The 20668-nt window shown below is 41.7% G+C and carries 17 protein-coding genes; 8 read left to right on the top strand and 9 right to left on the bottom strand.

The window, feature by feature from the left end:
- The first annotated feature begins 204 nt into the window (after positions 1–204).
- From L3V41_RS16215 to L3V41_RS16190, 6 genes are all read left to right on the top strand, one after another.
- A complete protein-coding gene (locus tag L3V41_RS16215) occupies positions 205–3135 on the top strand; it encodes a TonB-dependent receptor (RefSeq protein WP_237114700.1) in 2931 nt (976 codons plus the stop codon).
- Positions 3136–3394: 259 nt separating this feature from the next.
- Complete coding sequence (locus L3V41_RS16210; protein WP_237128094.1) at positions 3395–5209, top strand: assimilatory sulfite reductase (NADPH) flavoprotein subunit; 1815 nt, start codon at positions 3395–3397, stop codon at positions 5207–5209.
- Between the two features lie 48 nt (positions 5210–5257).
- On the top strand, positions 5258–6955 hold the full coding sequence (gene cysI, locus L3V41_RS16205; protein WP_237128093.1) for an assimilatory sulfite reductase (NADPH) hemoprotein subunit: 1698 nt from the start codon (positions 5258–5260) through the stop codon (positions 6953–6955).
- A 38-nt stretch (positions 6956–6993) separates the two neighbouring features.
- Positions 6994–7734 carry a phosphoadenylyl-sulfate reductase gene (locus L3V41_RS16200; protein WP_062568209.1) on the top strand — a complete coding sequence of 247 codons (741 nt, stop codon included), beginning with the start codon at positions 6994–6996 and terminating at the stop codon, positions 7732–7734.
- A 102-nt stretch (positions 7735–7836) separates the two neighbouring features.
- A complete protein-coding gene (locus L3V41_RS16195; RefSeq protein ID WP_237128092.1) occupies positions 7837–8559 on the top strand; it encodes an ABC transporter substrate-binding protein in 723 nt (240 codons plus the stop codon).
- 15 nt (positions 8560–8574) lie between these two features.
- Positions 8575–9114 (top strand): DUF4124 domain-containing protein, encoded by a 540-nt coding sequence (locus tag L3V41_RS16190; protein WP_237128091.1) that lies wholly within the window; start codon positions 8575–8577, stop codon positions 9112–9114.
- Here L3V41_RS16190 and L3V41_RS16185 read toward each other — a convergent pair.
- The 4 genes from L3V41_RS16185 to L3V41_RS16170 all read right to left on the bottom strand — a co-directional run bounded on the left by L3V41_RS16185 (position 9111) and on the right by L3V41_RS16170 (position 14021).
- Positions 9111–9356, bottom strand: coding sequence for a hypothetical protein (locus L3V41_RS16185; RefSeq protein WP_062568212.1), 246 nt, complete (start codon positions 9354–9356; stop codon positions 9111–9113). The two genes, L3V41_RS16190 and L3V41_RS16185, sit on opposite strands and share 4 nt — an antisense overlap.
- Before the next feature lie 81 nt (positions 9357–9437).
- On the bottom strand, positions 9438–10274 hold the full coding sequence (locus L3V41_RS16180; protein WP_237128090.1) for a DUF4097 domain-containing protein: 837 nt from the start codon (positions 10272–10274) through the stop codon (positions 9438–9440).
- Between the two features lie 188 nt (positions 10275–10462).
- Positions 10463–13213 (bottom strand): aconitate hydratase AcnA, encoded by a 2751-nt coding sequence (gene acnA, locus L3V41_RS16175; RefSeq protein WP_193988144.1) that lies wholly within the window; start codon positions 13211–13213, stop codon positions 10463–10465.
- 433 nt (positions 13214–13646) lie between these two features.
- Positions 13647–14021 carry an RNA-binding S4 domain-containing protein gene (locus L3V41_RS16170; RefSeq protein ID WP_062568215.1) on the bottom strand — a complete coding sequence of 125 codons (375 nt, stop codon included), beginning with the start codon at positions 14019–14021 and terminating at the stop codon, positions 13647–13649.
- A gap of 235 nt (positions 14022–14256) precedes the next feature.
- On the opposite strand from L3V41_RS16170, the gene L3V41_RS16165 reads away from it, so the two are divergent.
- Together L3V41_RS16165 and L3V41_RS16160 are read left to right on the top strand one after the other, a co-directional pair.
- Positions 14257–14544, top strand: coding sequence for a hypothetical protein (locus tag L3V41_RS16165; RefSeq protein WP_193988145.1), 288 nt, complete (start codon positions 14257–14259; stop codon positions 14542–14544).
- A 56-nt stretch (positions 14545–14600) separates the two neighbouring features.
- Positions 14601–15263: a hypothetical protein gene (locus tag L3V41_RS16160; RefSeq protein ID WP_062568217.1), complete on the top strand. Its 663-nt coding sequence runs from the start codon at positions 14601–14603 to the stop codon at positions 15261–15263.
- Here L3V41_RS16160 and L3V41_RS16155 read toward each other — a convergent pair.
- The 5 genes from L3V41_RS16155 to glnA form a co-directional block, all read right to left on the bottom strand.
- Positions 15260–15718: a cyclic nucleotide-binding domain-containing protein gene (locus L3V41_RS16155; protein ID WP_062568218.1), complete on the bottom strand. Its 459-nt coding sequence runs from the start codon at positions 15716–15718 to the stop codon at positions 15260–15262. The two genes, L3V41_RS16160 and L3V41_RS16155, sit on opposite strands and share 4 nt — an antisense overlap.
- Before the next feature lie 27 nt (positions 15719–15745).
- Positions 15746–17131, bottom strand: coding sequence for a nitrogen regulation protein NR(I) (ntrC, locus tag L3V41_RS16150; RefSeq protein WP_237128089.1), 1386 nt, complete (start codon positions 17129–17131; stop codon positions 15746–15748).
- A gap of 18 nt (positions 17132–17149) precedes the next feature.
- On the bottom strand, positions 17150–18220 hold the full coding sequence (glnL, locus tag L3V41_RS16145) for a nitrogen regulation protein NR(II) (RefSeq protein WP_130151490.1): 1071 nt from the start codon (positions 18218–18220) through the stop codon (positions 17150–17152).
- A gap of 80 nt (positions 18221–18300) precedes the next feature.
- Entirely contained in the window at positions 18301–18825 is a 525-nt protein-coding gene (locus L3V41_RS16140) for a DUF4124 domain-containing protein (protein ID WP_228074387.1), read from the bottom strand.
- Between the two features lie 134 nt (positions 18826–18959).
- Positions 18960–20366, bottom strand: coding sequence for a glutamate--ammonia ligase (gene glnA / locus L3V41_RS16135; protein WP_062568222.1), 1407 nt, complete (start codon positions 20364–20366; stop codon positions 18960–18962).
- Positions 20367–20668: the final 302 nt, after the last annotated feature.

Here is a 20668-nt window from a genome sequence, read left to right as displayed (position 1 = left end):
GATAATTTTTGGATTATTTTATATACGCATTTGTTAATTAAAATTTACATTTCTGCATTGTTTATATTTTGCACACTTTTTAGTTTTGTTCCTATTTTGGGTTTGTCGTGTTACTTCTAAAAGCACTGTTATAGTTTTGTGGTGTAAAGATCACCCGACTTCAACAGCAATAATCAAATAATAACAGCTTGTTTAGGGGTCAAAATGAAGAAATATAATTTATTGGCGCATAGCGTTAAGTTTGCTTTGTCGTTAACTGCACTTTCTACTGTGGGTTATTCAGTCGCAGCTGAAGAGGGAGTTGATGAAGTTGAGCGAATTCAAGTTACAGGGTCTCGTATTGCAAAACCAAAGCTTTCTCAACCCACACCAATAGTAACAATTGGTGCGGCTGAAATAGCCAAAGCAGGTACACCAGATTTAGGGAGTATTCTAGCTGAGTTTCCGTCTATAGGCGCGACCGATACCCTCTTTGGTAATAATGATGACAATGCTGATGCAGGTATCAGCTCTGCTGATTTAAGACGCCTAGGATCCACGCGTACACTTGTTTTAGTGAATGGCAAGCGCCATGTCGCAGGGGCGCCAGGGTCATCTCAGGTAGACTTATCAACAATTCCAGCTGCACTTATTGACAGAATTGAAGTAATAACAGGAGGTGCATCGGCAGTGTATGGCTCTGATGCGGTTTCCGGTGTTGTAAACGTGATTCTAAAAGACAATTTCGATGGCTTACAATTAAAGGCATCAGTTGGTAATTCAACCGAAGGAGTCGGCTCTAAAAATACCTCACTAAGTATTTTAGCGGGGACAGATATTGCCGGCGGTCGAGGTAATATCACTTTCTTTGCTGGCAAAGACCATATCAATGAAGTGATGGCAAATGACTTACGCCAGTCGGATAACTGGGGAACAGTTGATAATCCGCTCAGCCAAGGTGAGGAAGATGGTATTCCTGATCGTTTAACAAGGCCTCGTGTTTTTTCGGATCGTATAAGTGAAAATGGTGTGCTAAACCCATTTGGTGCATTTGGTGAAATTACCACGTTTTCAGATAATGGCACACCTGAATTAATGCCGATTCGTGAGTTCACAAATAGCTTTGCATTCGGTAATTTCCCTGATGGATGTGAGCACTGCTTTAAACTTCAAGACTATGAAAATGTATTACCTGAGCAGGATAAAATAACCATCGCATCAACACTTAATTATAATATTACTGACAACCATACATTTTACAGTGACTTTAAGTTCGTTCGTTCAGACATTAAACAACAGTTTCAGCCATCTTTTCGCTTTGGTGATATATTTATTAACGTAGCAGACAACCCCTACCTTGATGAAACGCTACGCCAGTCCTACCTTAACCAAGGCATTACAACAATAGAAATGTCTAAGTTTTTTGCTGAATTCGGTAATCGAAGTGCTGATAACCGCCGTGAGCTATTTCGATTCGTTGGTGGGGTTCAAGGCTTATTTACTTTAAGCCAAACTGATTTTAACTATGATGTTTACTATGTATATGGGCAAACAGATAACCGCCGGAACTCATTAAACGATTTAATTTCAGGCAATCTTGATGCTGCGCTTGATGCTGTTATTAACCCAGATACGGGCGAAATAGTATGTCGAAATCAAGTACCCGACTTACAACTACCAGATGAGGATGGAAATGAGTATGTTAACCCTGCCACTTTAAATCCCGCAGATTGTGTTCCTTATAATGCGTTTGGTTTTGACCAAGCATCAGAGGCTGCAAAAGACTGGGTAACAGCCGATGTATCGCGTACAGATGAAATAACGCAAGAATTAATTGGCGCTAATATAACATTTGATACTGGGGAGTTTTTTGAACTACTTGGCGGGCCAATCGGTTTAGCTGCTGGTTTTGAATACCGTGAAGAAACATCAGAAACACGCACCGATGAGCTGACAAAATCAGGTGTTTTAGCACAGGCAGCTACACCCGATGCATTTGGTGAGTATGATGTAACTGAGGGTTTTATAGAGGTGAGCTTGCCTCTGCTTGCAAACCTTGCTTACGCAAAAGAACTTACCTTAGATGCCGCATATCGTTATGCTGATTACTCGCATGCTGGCGAAACTGACGCGTGGAAGGTTGGTGTGTTGTATCAGCCTATTGAGGATATTCGTTTGCGAGGCACTTATGGTCAAGCGGTACGTGCCCCGAATATAGCCGAAGCCTTTTCACCCATTTCTCCAGGCTTTGGCCGTGTAGCCGATCCATGTGATGCTGATAGTATTCTCGATAATCCTAATCGCGTTGCTAATTGTGCAGCAATCGGCATACCAGCAGGGTTTGAGGCAAATGATAATGCGAGTATAGATACTATTAGTGGTGGCAACTCTGAACTTGAATCTGAAACCTCAACCTCATTTACGGCAGGCATTGTTTGGACACCGAGCTTTTTTGAAAACTTTTCAATGACCCTAGATTACTATGATATTGAAATAGAAGACGCAATTTCATTTATCGCGACACAAAGTATTGCTGATAATTGTGTGGATGCCCCAGGAGGCCCAGACGAAAGTTTTTGTTCTCAAGTTGAGCGAGACCCTACAACGAATAATGTGACTTTAGTTCGCTCTGGCTTTTTAAATGCAGCAGCTTTGACAACTAGAGGCCTTGAAGCTGATTTTGATTACAGTATGAAGCTGTCTGATTATGGTTTGGCAGGGGATTTAAATTTAAACTTATTTGTAAATCATCTTTTAGAGCTAGAGGCTTTTGAGTTCCAAAGTCGACCTGATAAAGTAAATGTGGAAGATGGTGAAGTGGGGGATCCTGAGTGGCAAGCTCGCTTTTCCGCAACCTATGCTATTAACGATTTAGTTGTAAACTGGTCATCACGTTTAATAGATCGTTCAGCTCGTATCGACCTATCGCCTGACGGAGATATACCTGAAGATTTGAGCCCTGCCTTTGTGGGAACTATTGTGACCCATGACTTGTCCGCTAGCTACCAGTTATTTCAAAACACCCGAGTTGGTTTAGGTATTCGTAACTTAACCGATAAATTACCACCGGCTTATATTGCAGCCAGTGGAGCTAATGATGCAATTTACGATGCTATCGGTCGTCGTTTCTTTGCAAATGTTGTTATTGATTTTTAACTAAAAATCCGTTTAAACAAAAAGACACTGACTTATATGTTAGTGTCTTTTTTTTAGTTATTTATAAAATTAATAACTAAATGGAATATCAAAGCAGATTCTATTCTTTTTTAATCGCGCGAGACCTCGTTATTCTTCACGCTCAGATAAACCTTTAAAGCGTTTTTATTTAGTCTTTAAAGTCGAAAAAATTGTTCGCGAAATGACGGTAGCAAGTTCGTTTCGCAGTTAACTTTTCAGGGTTACGAGGAATAAATTCATGTTGTTAAGTCAACTAAATGCAGCGGCGAGCCCGCTATCGCAAGAGCAAGTACAAAAGCTGCAAGGCTTAGTGGCTGAACTTAATCCAATTCAGCAAGCGTGGGTCAGTGGTTACTTAGCTGCTAATGCCAACGCAGGTGCAATAACGGGTGGTGTTGCTGCCGCTCCAGCTGCTAGTGATGCTGCACCCTTAACTATTTTATACGGCTCGCAAACGGGTAACGCAAAAGGCGTTGCGACTAAGTTAAAAGAACAAGCCCAGTCGCGTGGTCTCACCGTTAAGCTAGTCAACATGGCTGACTACAAACCAACTGCCCTGAAAAAAGAAAAGTTCATCACGGTTGTTGTTTCAACCTATGGTGAGGGCGAGCCACCAGAAGACGCTGAAAGCCTGCATGAATTCTTAACGACTAAAAAAGCACCAAAACTAGATGGTGTTAAAGTGGCTGTGATTGGCTTAGGTGATTCAAGCTATGAGTTCTTCTGCCAAACAGCAAAAGATTTTGAAGCGCGTTTTAACAAGCTTGGCGCAGAAACTATTTTCCAGCGTGCTGACTTAGATGTTGATTACGATGATGAAGCTGCTAAGTGGATTGATGGTGCACTTGATGCGTTTGAACCTGATCTTAAAGCGCAGCAACAAGCAAGTGGTGGTCAAGTTGTGGCGATGCCATTTGGTGCAGCGGCACCTGCGGCAAGCCAATACACCAAGCAAAACCCATTTGCTGCAGAGCTAAGCGTTGTGCAAAAAATTACGGGTCGTGATTCAACCAAAGATGTGCGTCATGTTGAAATTTCATTGGAAGGTTCAGACATCACCTATACACCGGGTGATTCGTTAGGCGTCTACTTTTTAAATGACGAAGCACTTGTTGATGAAGTGCTCACGCTTACACAAATCGATGCATCTAGCACGGTTAAACTCGGCGACGACGAGCTAAGTATTCGTGACGCACTAATCGAAAAGCTAGAGTTAACTCAGTCATACCCAAGCTTTGTTGAAAAATACGCAACAGCAACGGGCAACCCTGAATTATTAAAGTTAGTTGAAGATAAAGCAGCAATGCGTGAGTACATCGAGCCTCGCCAAATCTTCGATATTATTCGTCAAAACCCAGCTCAATTGGAAGCGCAAACCTTAGTAGATTGCTTACGTAAACTACAAGCACGTTTATATTCGATTGCATCTAGCCAAGCTGAAGTTGAAGAAGAAGTTCACTTAACGGTGGGGTTGGTTGAGTTTGATGCATTCGGAAGCGAACACTTAGGTGGTTGCTCTGGTTATTTAGCACGTCGTGCACAAGAAGGCTGTAAAGTAAAAGTATTCAGCGAGCATAACGATAATTTCCGTTTACCGGCTAATGATGAAACGCCAATTATCATGGTAGGTCCAGGTACAGGTATTGCCCCATTCCGTGCATTTTTACAAGAGCGTGATGCACGTGAAGCAAGCGGTAAAAACTGGTTATTCTTTGGTAACCCTCACTTTACTCAAGACTTCTTATATCAAGTAGAAATTCAAGGTTACTTGAAGTCAGGCTTACTGACTAAAGTGGATGTGGCGTTTAGCCGTGATCAAGCTGCAAAAGTATATGTTCAAGACAAACTTCGCAAAAACAGCCAAGAAGTATTTGCTTGGTTAGAAGCGGGTGCTCATTTCTATATCTGTGGTGATGCAAACCGTATGGCGAAAGATGTTCACCAAGCGCTTGTAGACATTATCAAAGAAAATAGCGGCAAAGATGATGAACAAGCTGAGCAATATTTAAAAGATTTACGTAGCGCAAATCGCTATCAGAAAGACGTGTACTAATCGCGTTTAAAGCTAACAGCCGTCACTGTAACAAATTTAGGAAATACCATGAGCGAACAAGACAAAAACGTAAAGCTTTCTGATAACGAGCGTTTGAAAAGAGAAAGTAACTTTTTACGTGGCACAATTAAGCAAGATTTAAAAGACGAGATCACCGGTGGTTTCACTGCTGATAACTTCCAGCTGATCCGTTTCCACGGCATGTACCAGCAAGATGATCGTGATATTCGCCCTGAGCGTGCCAAGCAAAAACTAGAGCCGTTACATAACGTTATGTTACGTGCGCGTATGCCTGGCGGTATCATCAAGCCAGAGCAATGGTTAGCGATTGATAAGTTTGCTGAAGAGAAAACTAGCTATGGCAGTATTCGTTTAACCACGCGTCAAACGTTCCAGTTCCATGGTGTGCTTAAGCCAAATATTAAAGGTATGCACCAAATGCTCAATAGCGTGGGCATAGACTCAATTGCAACGGCGGGCGATGTAAACCGAAACGTATTATGTACGACGAACCCAGTTGAGTCTGAGCTTCATCAAGAAGCGTACGAGTGGGCTGCGAAAATCTCTGAGCACCTATTACCAAAAACCAAAGCATACGCTGAAATTTGGTTAGATGGTGAAAAGAGTGAAACCACTGAAGAGCCAATTTTAGGCTCAACTTATTTACCGCGTAAGTTTAAAACCACAGTAACAATTCCACCGAACAATGAAGTGGATGTACATGCGAACGACTTAAACTTCGTGGCAATTGCAGAAAACGGCAAGTTAGTAGGTTTTAACGTGTTAGTAGGTGGTGGTCTTGCGATGACTCATGGAGATACAGCAACGTATCCTCGTAAAGCGGATGACTTTGGTTTTATCCCACTTGAGCACACGTTGAAAATTGCTGAGCACGTCGTGTCCGTACAACGTGATTGGGGTAACCGCTCAAATCGTAAAAATGCGAAAACTAAGTACACACTAGACCGTGTTGGTTCTGATGTATTTAAAGCTGAAGTAGAAAAACGTGCCGGTGTTCAATTTCAGCAGAGCCGCCCGTATGAGTTCACGCACCGTGGTGACCGCATCGGTTGGGTTGAAGGTATTGATGGCAAGCACCACTTAACGCTGTTTATCCAAAGTGGCCGTATTTTAGATTACCCAAATCAACCGCTAAAAACAGGCTGTCGTAAAATTGCTGAAATTCACCAAGGTGATTTCCGTATGACGGCAAACCAAAACTTGATCATTGCAGGTGTTCCGGCTGACCAAAAAGCGGTAATCGAAGAGATTGCGCGCAACCATGGCTTAATTGATGACAGCCATACAGAGCAGCGTAAAAACTCAATGGCGTGTGTAGCATTACCAACCTGTCCATTAGCGATGGCAGAAGCTGAGCGTTACTTACCAAGCTTAATAGAGAAAACGGAAGCATTATTAGCTAAGCATGGTCTGAGCGATGACAACATCATTATGCGTGTTGTGGGTTGTCCGAATGGCTGTGGCCGCGCAATGTTGGCAGAAGCGGGTTTGGTTGGTAAGGGACCTGGTAAATACAACGTGTACTTAGGGGGGAACCGTGAAGGCACGCGTATTCCAAAATTGTATTTAGAAAATGTTGGCGAAGACGTTTACCTAGAGGCATTCGATAAGCTAATTGGCCAATGGGCAAGTGAGCGTAATGAAGGCGAGTGTTTTGGTGATTTTGTTATTCGCAAAGGCATTGTTGCTGAAGTTAAAGTTTCAGTAACCGATTTTCACGCATAATTTTATAAGCGACACCGCTTTAAGGTTTGGAATTAACCATGAGTGAATTTAAAGACATCTTAACGATGAGCAAAGAAGACCAAACAGCTATGCTGGCTGATATTAATGGTCTTCTGGCTGATAAAAGCGCTGAAGAGCGTGTTGCGTGGGCTCTTGAAAACTTACCAAGCACGCACTTTTTGTCGTCTAGTTTTGGTATTCAAGCGGCGGTGATGTTGCACTTAGTGACATCGCAGCAGCCAGATATTCCTGTGGTACTGACTGACACTGGTTATTTGTTCCCTGAAACCTATCAGTTCATCGAGCAAATGACGGAGCGATTATCGCTTAATCTTAAAGTTTATAAAGCACAGCTTAGTCCTGCGTGGCAAGAAGCGAAGTTTGGTAAACTTTGGGAGCAAGGTGAAGCCGGTATTAAGCAGTACAATCAACTGAATAAAGTTGAGCCAATGACTCGTGCTTTAAACGAGCTTGAAGCGGGCACCTGGTTTAGTGGTTTACGCCGCGGGCAATCATCGAGCCGTGCTGACAAGCAAATTGTTGAAATTAGCCGTGGTACTGTGAAAGTGTATCCACTTATTGAGTGGAACAACCGTGATATTTATCAGTACCTAACTAAGCATGATTTACCATATCACCCACTTTGGGAACAAGGTTATGTATCTATGGGTGATGTTCATACAACTCGTAAACTTGAACCTGGTATGACAGAAGAAGAGACGCGTTTCTTCGGCTTAAACCGTGAATGTGGCTTGCACATTGATGGTGATGGTATTTAATTCTATTTTCCTATCAGAAAATTCATAAAGCGCAACTTAGGTTGCGCTTTTTTTGTGTCTTTTGTGTACAATTCGCGGCTTATTAGTAGTATGGAGTCGTCGATGAGTCGTTTTGTCGTTTTCTTATTTTTTGTAGTGCCGTTTTGCCAGTCAGAAGTATTGCGGGTTGGGCTACCAGACAGCGATTACCCTCCCTATCATTTTGTGAATGCCGAACAAGGCGGTATTGTTCAAGACATACTGCAACGCTTTAGTGAGCAATATGCTATTGAGGTACAGTATTCGTATGCGCCTGAAAAGCGCTCGCAAAAAATGCTTGATGATGGGTTATTAGATGGGCGCATTGAATCTATAGATTGGTATACAGGGAGTAACCAGTACTATTGGAGTGAGGCGATTAGCTTTGTAGAGGATGTGTTAGTCATGCCACATGGCTGTCATATACCACCCATAGATGAGCTAACAGGCTATGTATTTATGGGTCGTTATGCTTATACTTATCCGAAATTTGAACATTATTTTGACAGCGGGGTGATGCACCGTGAGAATTTTTATTCAGAACGAGAGATGCTCTTAGCATTAATGGACTGGGATCATAATCAGCGTATCGCCGCTATCTCTCTAGATGCATTAAACTGGTATGTGAGCCGGGATGAAGTATTCAAAAAATTAACCGTAAGCACCTATAATGTGGGAAAAGCGCCACTCCAATTACAGTTTTCAGCAACAGCAAAAACATATTTAATCAAAGAGCAGTTTAATGACTTTATAAAAAGTCTTAAAGCTTCAGGAGAATTTGCTAAGATTGTGAGTCGCTATCAATAGTAGGTAAATGGAAGGATGAAGCGTTTTTGTTATTTTGCCGTCATGTTGCTGCTGATCAGTGTTGTGCTGTTATTTTATATTAAAAAGCCAGATGGTAAACCTTACTTAGAACTGAGCATGTTCGAACATTACTCTGAAAAAGTGAGTGGTGATGTGAGTGACTTTGCTTCGCAAGGTGCCGATGCATTAAGCACACAAGCTAAAAAGTTTACTGAGAAATTGAGCTTTAGCAAAGACGCACATGCACCTGTTGTCGTGTATAAATGGCAAGATGAGCATGGTCAGTGGCACTATGCTGATACACCTCACCCTAATTATTCGAGTACAGTTGTTAGCTTAGATCCGAACGATATTACTGTATTACCTGCAGAAACTTTTCAAGCTGATGAAAAGCAATCATCAACCGTTAAAGCTGACGTAACACCGCCCGCACTTGGGGTGTACGATGCTAAAAATGTGCAAAAGATGATGCAAGAAGCAGAGCAAGTAAAACAGCTTATGGAGCAACGCAATAAGCAACTTGAAAAGCAGCTACAAGAGCAAAGCGGTAACTAATTCAGCCTGTTTTGTGCTGTCAGATCACTTTCCATTTTCATCAGCAAAATAGTGAGGTAAATTTTGGTAGGCAGTGAAAACAGTACGCCGATAGCAATACATGCTGCGCTGAACATAATACCATGCACACCCATGCTTTCACTTAAGTAATTGCCGGCTAATAAAGAATGCCCCAATACGATTAAGCAAATACCTAAAATGATGAAGGTTTTTAATATTCGAATGATGGTTTGTTCAGTCATACAAGCACCTCACTTTTGCCTTAATTAAAGTGTAGGTGCTGTTGTTATTAACTGGATTGTTCTAAATCAAGCAATTGTCGATTATCTATCCAATTTAACTGGGCCATTGATGTTATCGATACTTAAATCGCCAGAGCCCGCTTCGATAATTGTCAGGCCTAGTGTATCATTCACATAAATACTGCCCGAGCCATCGGTGATAGTAACGAGTCCATTTATATGTCTCACATCTATATCACCAGAGCCATCTTCGATAGCCAGCAAACCAGCCAATTTTTTAACGCTGATACTACCTGAACCATCAATAATACGTGCAGGCCCTTGGCTGTTCTCAATGTGGATATCGCCAGAGTCATCTTCAATATCAATGCGACCTTGGCCTTGCTCTATCATAATCGAGCCAGAGTCGTCTTCAATGTTTATATTGCCGCTTACATTGCTAATTCGAATATCGCCTGAGTCATCATCAATGCGAATGTCGTTTTGCATCGCACGTATAACGATATCACCTGAGCCATCATCGATATCAAGTTTAAGGTTGGTGGGCACAGATACGATTAAATCAATGTGAGGTGATGAACCTCTGTAAAACGATAAGCTACCATTATTGAGCTTACTGATAAGCTCTGCGGTGTCGCCGTGTTTTTCAATAGTTAGGGTATAGGTTTCATCGCCTTTAGCCGCATAGATATTGGCATTTACTGTGATAGCTGAAGCGTTACTATCGCCTTTGATGGTCAGTGAGCCTGCTTCGGCATCGATTTTGAGTGTGCTTAAATTTGCAGCCGACACGCTTAAATCTTGTTGTTTTTGCTCTGCGATTTGACCCGGAGATACATGAATCACACAACCAGTTAATAATAAGCTAGATGTGATGGCAGTTGCGCAAATTGCGCGTTTGAATGATGCAATTGTCATATGGATTCCAAAATTATTGTGATTTTTATCTGGTTAGCATTTGCAAACTATGGTCCAATTTTAACATGCTGATTTTTATGTGTTTTTCATTTTTTGTAAATAAGTGTGTTGGTCTAAACTACAAATTATTGGTGTTTTAAACAAAAAAGGGGCTGAAAATTCAGCCCCTTAGTTAACTTATAAAGTGATTACTGCTCAGCCAGCATATTACGAAGTACATACTGTAAAATACCGCCATGTTTGTAGTAATCCCACTCTTTAGGTGTATCTATACGCACATCAACACTAAAGCTAATTTGTTTGCCTTCACTGTTAGTGGCAATGACGCTTACTTCATTGGTTTTGTCATACAGGCCTTCAAAGTCGAATGACTCTTGGCCAGTTAGACCGAGTGACTCATAGCTTTCACCGTCTTTAAATTGTAAAGGTAATACACCCATACCAATTAGATTTGAACGGTGAATACGCTCATAACTTTGTGCAATAACGGCTTTAACACCAAGCAGTAGTGAACCTTTGGCTGCCCAATCTCGTGAAGAACCTGTGCCATATTCCGCGCCTGCTAAAATAATCAGTGGCGTGCCATCTTGTTGATACTTCATAGCAGCATCATAAATGCTGGCAAGCTCATCACTCGGTTGCATACGCGTTACACCGCCTTCGGTACCTGGGGCTAATAAATTACGTAAACGTACATTAGCGAAAGTACCGCGCATCATCACTTCGTGGTTACCACGGCGCGAACCATATGAGTTAAATTGTGCTTTTTGCACGCCATGCTCTTGTAAGTAGAGGCCTGCAGGGGCATCAGCTTTAATAGCACCTGCTGGCGAGATGTGGTCAGTGGTGACTGAGTCACCTAATTTTGCTAAACAGCGTGCGCCACTGATGCTTGGAATTCCTGGAGGCTCAATCTCCATACCATCAAAGAAGGGCGCTTTTTTAATGTAGGTTGACGCATCATCCCAATCGTACAGTTTGCCATCAGGAATTTGAATTTTCTGCCAACGATCATCGCCTTGATACACATTGCCATAGCTTGATGCGAACATTTCTTTGGTTACGGTCTCTTTTACTAATTCATTGACTTCACTGACACTCGGCCAGATATTTTTCAGGTAAATATCATTACCATTAGGGTCTTGTGCTAGCGGCTCGTTGTACACATCAATATCTGTACGGCCTGCGATAGCGTAGGCGACAACAAGTGGTGGCGAAGCTAAAAAGTTCATTTTCACATCTTGGTGAATACGACCTTCAAAGTTTCGGTTACCTGATAAAATAGAGCTGACTACCAGTTTGTGCTTTTGAATGGCTTCGCTGATCTCATCAGCCAGTGGGCCTGAGTTGCCAATACAGGTTGTACAGCCATAACCAACAAGGTTAAAGCCTAACGCATCTAAATCATCCATTAAGTCTGCTTTTTTCAGGTAGTCAGTCACTACTTGAGAGCCAGGTGCCAATGAGGTTTTAACCCAAGGTTTCACTTTTAAGCCTAATTGTTTCGCTTTTTTAGCGACTAAACCCGCTGCTAAAATAACACTTGGGTTTGAGGTATTTGTACAGCTTGTAATTGCAGCAATGACACACGCACCGTCATTAAGCTCAAACTCCTCGCCTTTAAAGTTAACCTTAGCCGCACCCATAAATTGTGCTTCGTTGACTGGCTCATCTGGGTTGGTTGTAGGGCCCTCATCTTCAATGCGCGCTTCTTGAATATCACTTTTATCGCGATGCTGCATGCGTTCATCTTGGAAGCCCTTTAAGTGTTCACCAATGATGTCACCCGCTTTATCAAGAGCAATTCTATCCTGTGGACGTTTAGGACCCGCAAGACTTGGTACTACATCATCAAGGGATAACTCAAGGGTATCTGTGTAGTGGGCTTCATCACCAGGGTTTCGCCATAAACCTTGATGTTTTGCATAGTCCTCGATGAGTTTAAGTTGTTTGTCATCGCGGTTAGTTAAACGTAGGTAGTTAATGGTTTCATCATCAATTGGGAAAATACCGCAGGTTGCCCCATATTCAGGTGCCATGTTGGCGATAGTAGCACGGTCAGCAAGTGGCAAATCGGCAAGTCCATCACCATAAAACTCAACAAATTTACCCACTACGCCGTGTTTACGCAGCATTTCTGTTACGGTTAGCACAAGGTCAGTCGCAGTCGTGCCTTCAGGCAGGCGACCATTAAGCTTAAAGCCAACTACTTGTGGAATGAGTAAGCTGATTGGTTGGCCTAGCATGGCGGCTTCGGCTTCAATACCACCTACGCCCCAACCAAGTACCCCAAGACCATTAATCATGGTTGTGTGTGAATCTGTGCCGACAAGGGTATCTGGGTAAGCCAGTGATTTACCATTTTTTTCATCATTGAACACCACACGGGCTAGGTATTCTAAATTGACTTGGTGAACGATACCCGTTGCTGGTGGCACAACTTTCAAGTTATCAAAAGCAGTTTGTCCCCAGCGTAAGAATTCGTAACGTTCTTTATTGCGTTCGTATTCAAGTTTCGCATTTAAGTCGAATGAGCCATCTTCGCCATAACCATCAACTTGCACTGAATGGTCAATCACAAGTTCAGCGGGTGAAAGAGGATTAATTTTTGCTGGATCGCCGCCGAGTTTCTCCATGGCATCACGCATCGCGGCTAAATCAACAATGGCGGGAACACCTGTAAAGTCTTGCATCACTACGCGCGCAGGCGTAAACGCTACTTCGGCGGAGGGTTTTGCTTGTGGATCCCAGTTTAATAAAGCTTCAATATCTTGCTTTTTGATATTAACGCCATCTTCATTGCGTAGCAGATTTTCGAGTAAGATTTTTAACGAGAATGGCAAGCGCTTTGCTTTATCGCCTAAGCCTTGTAAAGAGTGAATATGGTATTGTTCACCATTGATTGTAAGCTGTTTTTGGGTATCAAAACTGTTATTCATTATTTGCCCCTGTGGTTTTAACAAGCCGAGCTTGTTTTGTGTTTCCTTTTCGAGATATACACTAGCCTGTTGCAAACTTAATACCAGCTAGTAAATTTATTTTGCTGACGAAAAAGTATGCTACTTAAATAGTGTTGATGCCGACACGATTTATTTCAAGGGCAAGGGGGGATAAATAGTCAGTTAATTAAGGTGACTATTAAAAAAAGAATGTTTAGCTGAGCCATTCTTCGTGTTGACTTTTATGACTGACAAAAAGCAGTACCAAGCCAGTGATAATGACACAAAATGGTATTGCCAGTAATAAGATGCTAGCGAGGCTTGCTGCTTAAGCAAGTAGTTTTAGCCAAGTTGGAGGTGTCAAAACCACCTTTTATTACTGTTATAATCCAACTCAATTAAAGGTGATTTATAGCAACTAAGCAACCTTGAACTAACCAAATGAAATAGGGCGACGGCCTGTTTTTTCGTCCACTTTTGGTTTTTTAGTACGCTTGCGTTTTGTTTTTTTCGGTGCTGTTTCGCTCGTTTCTGATTGTGCTTTTTTCGGTGTTTCTGGTGGGCGAGGATTCGGTGTTGCATCTTCGCTTAATGTTAATTGAAACAACTCACCATCAAAAGCGAGCACATCACCACTGTATAATTTTTTCCGTTTTATTGTACAAATTTCATAGTTTACTCCAACATAACCTTCACCTATTAGTGCTTTTGCCTGGCCTCCGGTTTCGACTAAGTCGAGCACTTTTAGCAAATTACATAACTCTATAGGCTCTTCTTCTAGTTCAATTTCTATGAAATCTTCGTTCATGTTGGTCTCTCATAATTTAATCGTAGCCATTATAAAGCCTAGCACTGGATTGAACCAAGATTAAATTTTTAACTTCTTCAAAGGGTTAAAATTGGCTCGCAAAAAAGAATGATATTTTTCAAAAGCAGTAAAAAAATTGCAGTATTTTCTGGTTACACTGCGCGCGTTTTAAATTGGTGTACTAATTGCTATAAGCAATCTCGTTTCATTTTAAATTCGTTCTGGAGAAGTAGTAATGGGCGTAAGATCAGCACTAAGGAAAGAGTTAATGGGGTTACAGGATTCGTCACTATTAGCCGCAGATGATGTGCGAGCTTTGCTAACAAAAGCAATCAAAGCACAGCCTGATAAATCAGAACAAGGCTTTGCATTAATTTCACGTTTTAATGATAACCACAGCCAGCTTGCCTATGGAGAGGAGAGTAAAGAAAAGTTACTTGAGTATCAGGTTCACCGCTTATTTAAAGATATTCTTTACACTCGACGCAGTGTTGATAAATGGCTAAGTTACCATTTAAATTAGTTGATTAATCAGCTTTCCTTTAATAGACTACATTTGTAATCTTTTGGGGGAATAGTATGAACAGGATGTATATTTGGTGTGTGTTGCTATTGTTAGTTGGTTGCCAACAGCCAACTGTTTATGTTTATACAGAAAACTTAGACGCACAGCAGCAAGCTCAGCTCGATTTAGCCTTAAGTGCTCAGCGTTTACCTTATAAATACACGCAACTGAGTGTGCCGCGAGAGTTTGGCGACGCGACTTTGATGTTATCCGAAGATAAAATTTTGACTGAACAGACTGAGATCTTAGCTGGTATCATGCAGCGACTGGGTTATCAGCCTGAGATCAAATACACCACCGCCGCAAATCACTTTTACAATCATGGCAATATTGGCTTTTATTTAAGAGCTAAAAATACCACAACTAGTTTTACTATGCCGACTCGTGTACTCACCACCGGATGTGTTGAAGACAAGTATAATGATCTTGCTGTTACATTTAATAATAAGCAGGCACACTTTACCCTTACAAGCGGTAGAAAAGTCTCCCTTGATTGGGATTACTTATATGGCTACCTAGTTATTTACTATAAAAACTATTCGCAAAGTTACAGCCATTTAACGCCAGAAGTGAGTACCCCATTTGGTATGAAACCATCAGACACCTACCGTTACACAGCACGGGTTAATGAACCAAGCTGGTTGAATTGCTCGTTACAAATTGTGTATATGGATTAGCCGCGTGACTCTAGATAATTACTGAGCTTAATGATGCGTTCACTCATACCTTCGATGATACGATCTTTTATTTTCTCACGGATTACATTTGGTAGTCGAGTAAGCGCTTCTGGTGTGATTGCAAGTACGATAGTATCGATCTTAGCTCGCGCACTAGTACTTCGTTCACGGTTATTGATAAACGCGCCTTCACCAATAAATTCACCAGGCTCTATGCTGCCTAGCTCAACTAAATGGCTTTGCTTAAACACGGTAAGAGAGCCACTTAGTACAATATAAAGGCGTTTGTCATTATCAAATTGTTTAAAAACCGCACGGCCTTGTTGTACTAAATATAAGTGACTAAACGATTCTAATAACACCTGTCGTTCACTGAGAGAAAACTCTCTAAAAAACGACAGTCTGTTAATGATTTCCATTTGTTTAATAAGCGGAATATGCTCGATTAACTTCATTGATTCACTGTGTTCATAGTGTGAAATTTAGCTAATATTGCGCTCTTTTAGCTTGCGGGTCAACGTATTACGCCCCCAACCAATTTTGATGGCTGCTTCTTGTTTGTGGCCTGCACAGTTTGCAAGTGCAGTTTTAATTAAGCGAGTTTCTAATTGTGCTTGAATCGCAGGCCAAATATTCTCTTTGCCTTGTTTAAGTTCAAGATTAAGCCATTGCTGAAATGCATCTAGCCAGTCGCCTTCTTGCTCTGTAGGGGTTGCGGCAATAATTTCGGGAGGTAAATCTTGCTCGCTGATAAGCTCACCCGGTGCCATTACAGTTAACCAACGGCAGGTGTTCTCTAGTTGACGAACATTGCCAGGCCAATTGAATAGGCGTAATTGCTCAGTGGCTTTAGGGCTTAAAATTTTGCTTTCGACTTGCAGCTCTTTAGCACTTTTATGTAAAAAATGTTGTGCGAGGCGCTCAATATCTTCGGTGCGTTCTCGTAGGGCGGGTAGGCGCAAACGCACGACGTTTAAACGGTGGAACAGATCGTCACGAAACTTCCCTTGTTTAACCAAGTCTTCAAGGTTTTGGTGAGTTGCGGCGATGATTCGCACATCGACCTTTATGCTTTGATGACCACCAACACGGTAAAACTCACCATCGGCTAACACGCGTAATAAGCGAGTTTGCACATCAAGCGGCATATCACCAATTTCGTCTAAAAATAATGTGCCGCCATTTGCCTGTTCAAAGCGACCTTTACGAATGCTGTCAGCTCCTGTGAATGCGCCTTTTTCATGGCCAAATAATTCAGATTCGACTAATTCTTTAGGAATGGCAGCCATATTGAGAGCGATAAACTGGTTTTCTTTGCGTGGACTGTGGTTGTGTAGGGCACTGGCGACAAGCTCTTTACCTGTACCTGATTCGCCATTGATTAACACACTCATACTTGAAGCTGATAATTTACCAATCGCACGAAACACCTCTTGCATAGCAGGTGCTTCACCGATGATATGCGCATTGGTTTGCGGTGCTAATTTACGTTTGGTTTTTTTTGTTGAGTTAGCACGACATGCGCTTTCTACCAATGCTACGGCTTCATCTAAATCAAACGGTTTGGCAAGATACTCAAATGCCCCTTTTTGAAACGCATTAACTGCAGAGTCGAGATCTGAGTGGGCAGTCATGATGATCACAGGTAAGCCAGGATTTTGCTCAGCAATTGTTTCTAGCAATGCCATGCCGTCCATACCTGGCATACGCACGTCAGAGACGAGCACTGTGGGCTGGCTAAATTTTAATGCATTAAGTACATCTTGTGCATTTGCATAGCTTTGGGTGTCAAATCCTGCTCTTGCCAGCGCTTTTTCTAATACAAAGCGTATTGAGGCATCATCATCAACTAACCAGACTGTTTTCATGATTACTCCAAAAAACCATTAATCCGTAAAAGGCAAATAGATATTAAATTCTGTATGGCCAGGCCAACTGTCACAGTCTATGTGTCCGTCATGCTGGTCAACCAAGGTTTGCGCTATGGATAAACCAAGCCCTGAACCATTTTCTTTATTGGTGATCATGGGATAGAACAAAGTTTCTTTTAGATTCTTATCTATACCTGGACCATTATCCGAAATTTGGATCAGCAAGGTTTTTTTCGGCGCTTTACCAGGACGTCTATGCTGGTGGTTAATACGGGTTTTTATTCTGATTTCACCACCATCAACGAGAGCCTGTTGGGCATTACGAATAATGTTCAACACCACCTGTTGAATTTTACTTTGATCTATATACACATTAGGTATGCTCGGATCATAGTCTTTTACTAAGGTGATATTCGCACTATTATCCAGCATGCTTAGCTTGATTACTGACTCAAGTGCTTGGTGAATATTGCCATAGGATTTGTGGGGCAACTGATTCGGGCCAAGCAAGCGGTCGACTAGCTCTCGCAATCTGTCTGCTTGCTCAATAATAAGCTCTGCACATTGATCTCGTTCTTGCTGATCAACCTCATACTGCAATAATTGCGCCGCTCCGCGAATTCCACCTAATGGATTTTTAATTTCGTGCGCCAAACCACGTATTAAATTACGCGCAGCTTGATATTGATGCATTTGATTAGAGGCTTGATCGTGACGAATTTCATCGTCCATTTGGCGGCATTCAAATAAAATGTAGTTTTCATTTTTGCTGCTGAGCCGTCGCGTACTGATTGTTAATTTAGCATGGCGAGAATCGATGAACACCACGTCAGCTCTATGCTGATGGCAATCAACACCATCGAACAGTGAGTACTGGGCGATGCGTTTTAAATCAATTGAGTGATAGTTAAATAGATTATCGAATGGTTGGTTGATAATACGTTTAGGACCTAAACCTAAAAGCTCACTTGCACTGTCATTTGCATAAACCAGTTTGAAGTTTCGGTCGAGCAAGATAACGGCAGTACTTAAATTTTTCCAGATACTGTCGAGTATTTCTGAGTCGAAGGGAGTATTACTGAGCATGTTTGCACCATTTTAGTGCGTTGCGATTGAGCATAGCTTAGCACAGCCATTCTGCATTGTGAGGTATCTATTTTAAAAAGTTAATTGCTGTTTAATACAGATGCTCGATGCATAAAAAAGGTGCTTACTGGGCTAACCGAAACGAGTTTATTATTCTCATTAAAAAGCTTAGCTTGCAGTGTGTGTTCGCCTCGATTGACTTCTCTAAGTGCAAAGGTTGTACTGCTACTGGCAACACCTAAAGGAGTGCCATCAACAAGGAGTTGTACCTTAAAGCCTGTTGCAAAGCGTGGACTAATACGAGTCGTTACATAAACGGAACCAGTATTCTCTCTAACGGTGGCTTCATTTTCAGGTGAGGCTATTGTCACTTTAAAATTAACCGGTGTAACGTTCGGGCTGCTATCTAGAATGCTCGTATCGGTCGCTGGCATAGTGAGATTTTGCGTATTTAGCTTTACTTCAGTTGCGCCTGGACGTGGTGTATCAGAAAAGACTAAAACACCATTTCTATCCTTCCACGAATACACTTTCTTCTGAGCGGTACCATGGCTAAAAGTACTAACAAAAATTAGTACTGCTAACAATAAAGTTATGCTTTTCACTCTGCAACCCTGCATTTCTTAATCTATTTAAAACTGTAGAGGAGAATACGTCGAATTACCATTAAAAAAGCCCGCAAAGCGGGCTTGAGAACACACATTTATTATCTGATATAGATAATTCTGCTACAGCGCAATTACACGCTGTAGTACATTTCAAACTCAACTGGGTGAGTTGTCATGTTAAGCTTTTCAACTTCTTTGTTCTTCAGTGAGATGTATGCATCGATTAGATCGTCAGTGAATACACCACCTTGGGTTAAGAATTCACGGTCAGCGTCTAAAGAAGCAAGTGCTTCGCTTAGTGAAGAGGCAACTTGTGGGATCTCAGCAGCTTCTTCAGCTGGTAAGTCGTATAAATCTTTATCCATAGCATCGCCAGGGTGGATCTTGTTTTTGATACCGTCAAGGCCAGCCATAAGCATTGCTGAGAATGCTAGGTATGGGTTAGCTGTTGGATCTGGGAAACGTACCTCGATACGACGTGCTTTTGCAGACGGTACCACAGGGATACGGATTGAAGCAGAACGGTTACGTGCAGAGTATGCTAGCATTACTGGTGCTTCGAAGCCTGGTACTAGACGTTTGTACGAGTTAGTTGACGCGTTAGCGAATGCGTTGATTGCTTTAGCGTGCTTGATGATACCACCGATGTAGTAAAGTGCTTCTTCAGAAAGACCCGCGTACTTGTCACCAGCGAAGATGTTTACGCCATCTTTACCTAAAGATTGGTGACAGTGCATACCAGAACCGTTATCACCTACAAGAGGCTTAGGCATGAAGGTTGCTGTCTTACCATAAAGGTGAGCCATGTTATGGATAACATATTTCATCTCTTGGATTTCGTCTGCTTTTAATACCATGGTATTGAAGCGTGTTGCGATTTCGTTTTGACCCGCAGTTGCAACTTCATGGTGATGAGCTTCTACAACTTGGCCTAGTTCTTCAAGAACTAAACATGTAGCTGAACGCCAGTCGTGTGATGAATCAATAGGTGAACATGGGAAGTAACCACCTTTAACGCCTGGACGATGGCCTTTGTTGCCACCTTCGTAGTCTTTATCTGAGTTCCATGCAGCTTCGATATCATCAATTTTGTACATAGAACCAGACATGTCTGATTTGTATTTTACATCATCAAATAGGAAGAACTCTGGCTCTGGGCCGAATAAAACAGTATCAGCGATACCTGTTGAACGCATGTATTCTTCAGCGCGTTTTGCAACAGAACGTGGATCACGCTCGTAACCTTGAAGTGTTGAAGGCTCAACAACGTCACAACGTACGATTAAAGTAGCTTCTTCAGAAAATGGGTCCATTTTAGCAGACTCAGGTACAGGCATTAGTACCATGTCTGATTCATTGATGCCTTTCCAGCCAGCAATTGAAGAACCGTCAAACATTTTGCCGTCTTCAAAGAACTCTTCATCAATTTGGTGATGAGGAATAGAAACATGCTGTTCTTTACCTTTGGTGTCAGTAAAGCGTAAATCAATGAACTTAACGTCATTTTCTTTGATAAAATCTAAAACCGATTGTGACATGTGTCCTCCAATTGTTGGGTTTTATTTTTGCTGCATTATTGCTTTTGTTTTATATAAGCTGATTTCATGCCATATTTTTAACATGTTGTTTAGGCTTATAAAAAAAAATAGAATAGGGTTTTGTTAAAACTATTTGCACAACTTTGGTGCGTAAAAGTTTCATTGTGGTGCATTGCTTTTTCACAATGCCAAATGCACAGAAATTGAGCATACCTAATAAATGAACTCTGAGCTTGATTTACTCTGAAAATATGGCTCATAACTCAGAATTTCGCCAATTCTTACTGTTTGAAATGAACAAA

It is taken from the genome of Pseudoalteromonas sp. L21 (assembly GCF_021728035.1).
Classification (GTDB): Bacteria; Pseudomonadota; Gammaproteobacteria; order Enterobacterales; family Alteromonadaceae; genus Pseudoalteromonas; species Pseudoalteromonas arabiensis.
The sequence above is the reverse complement of the archived record's forward strand: the minus strand, read 5'-3'. Positions and strand labels throughout refer to the sequence as shown.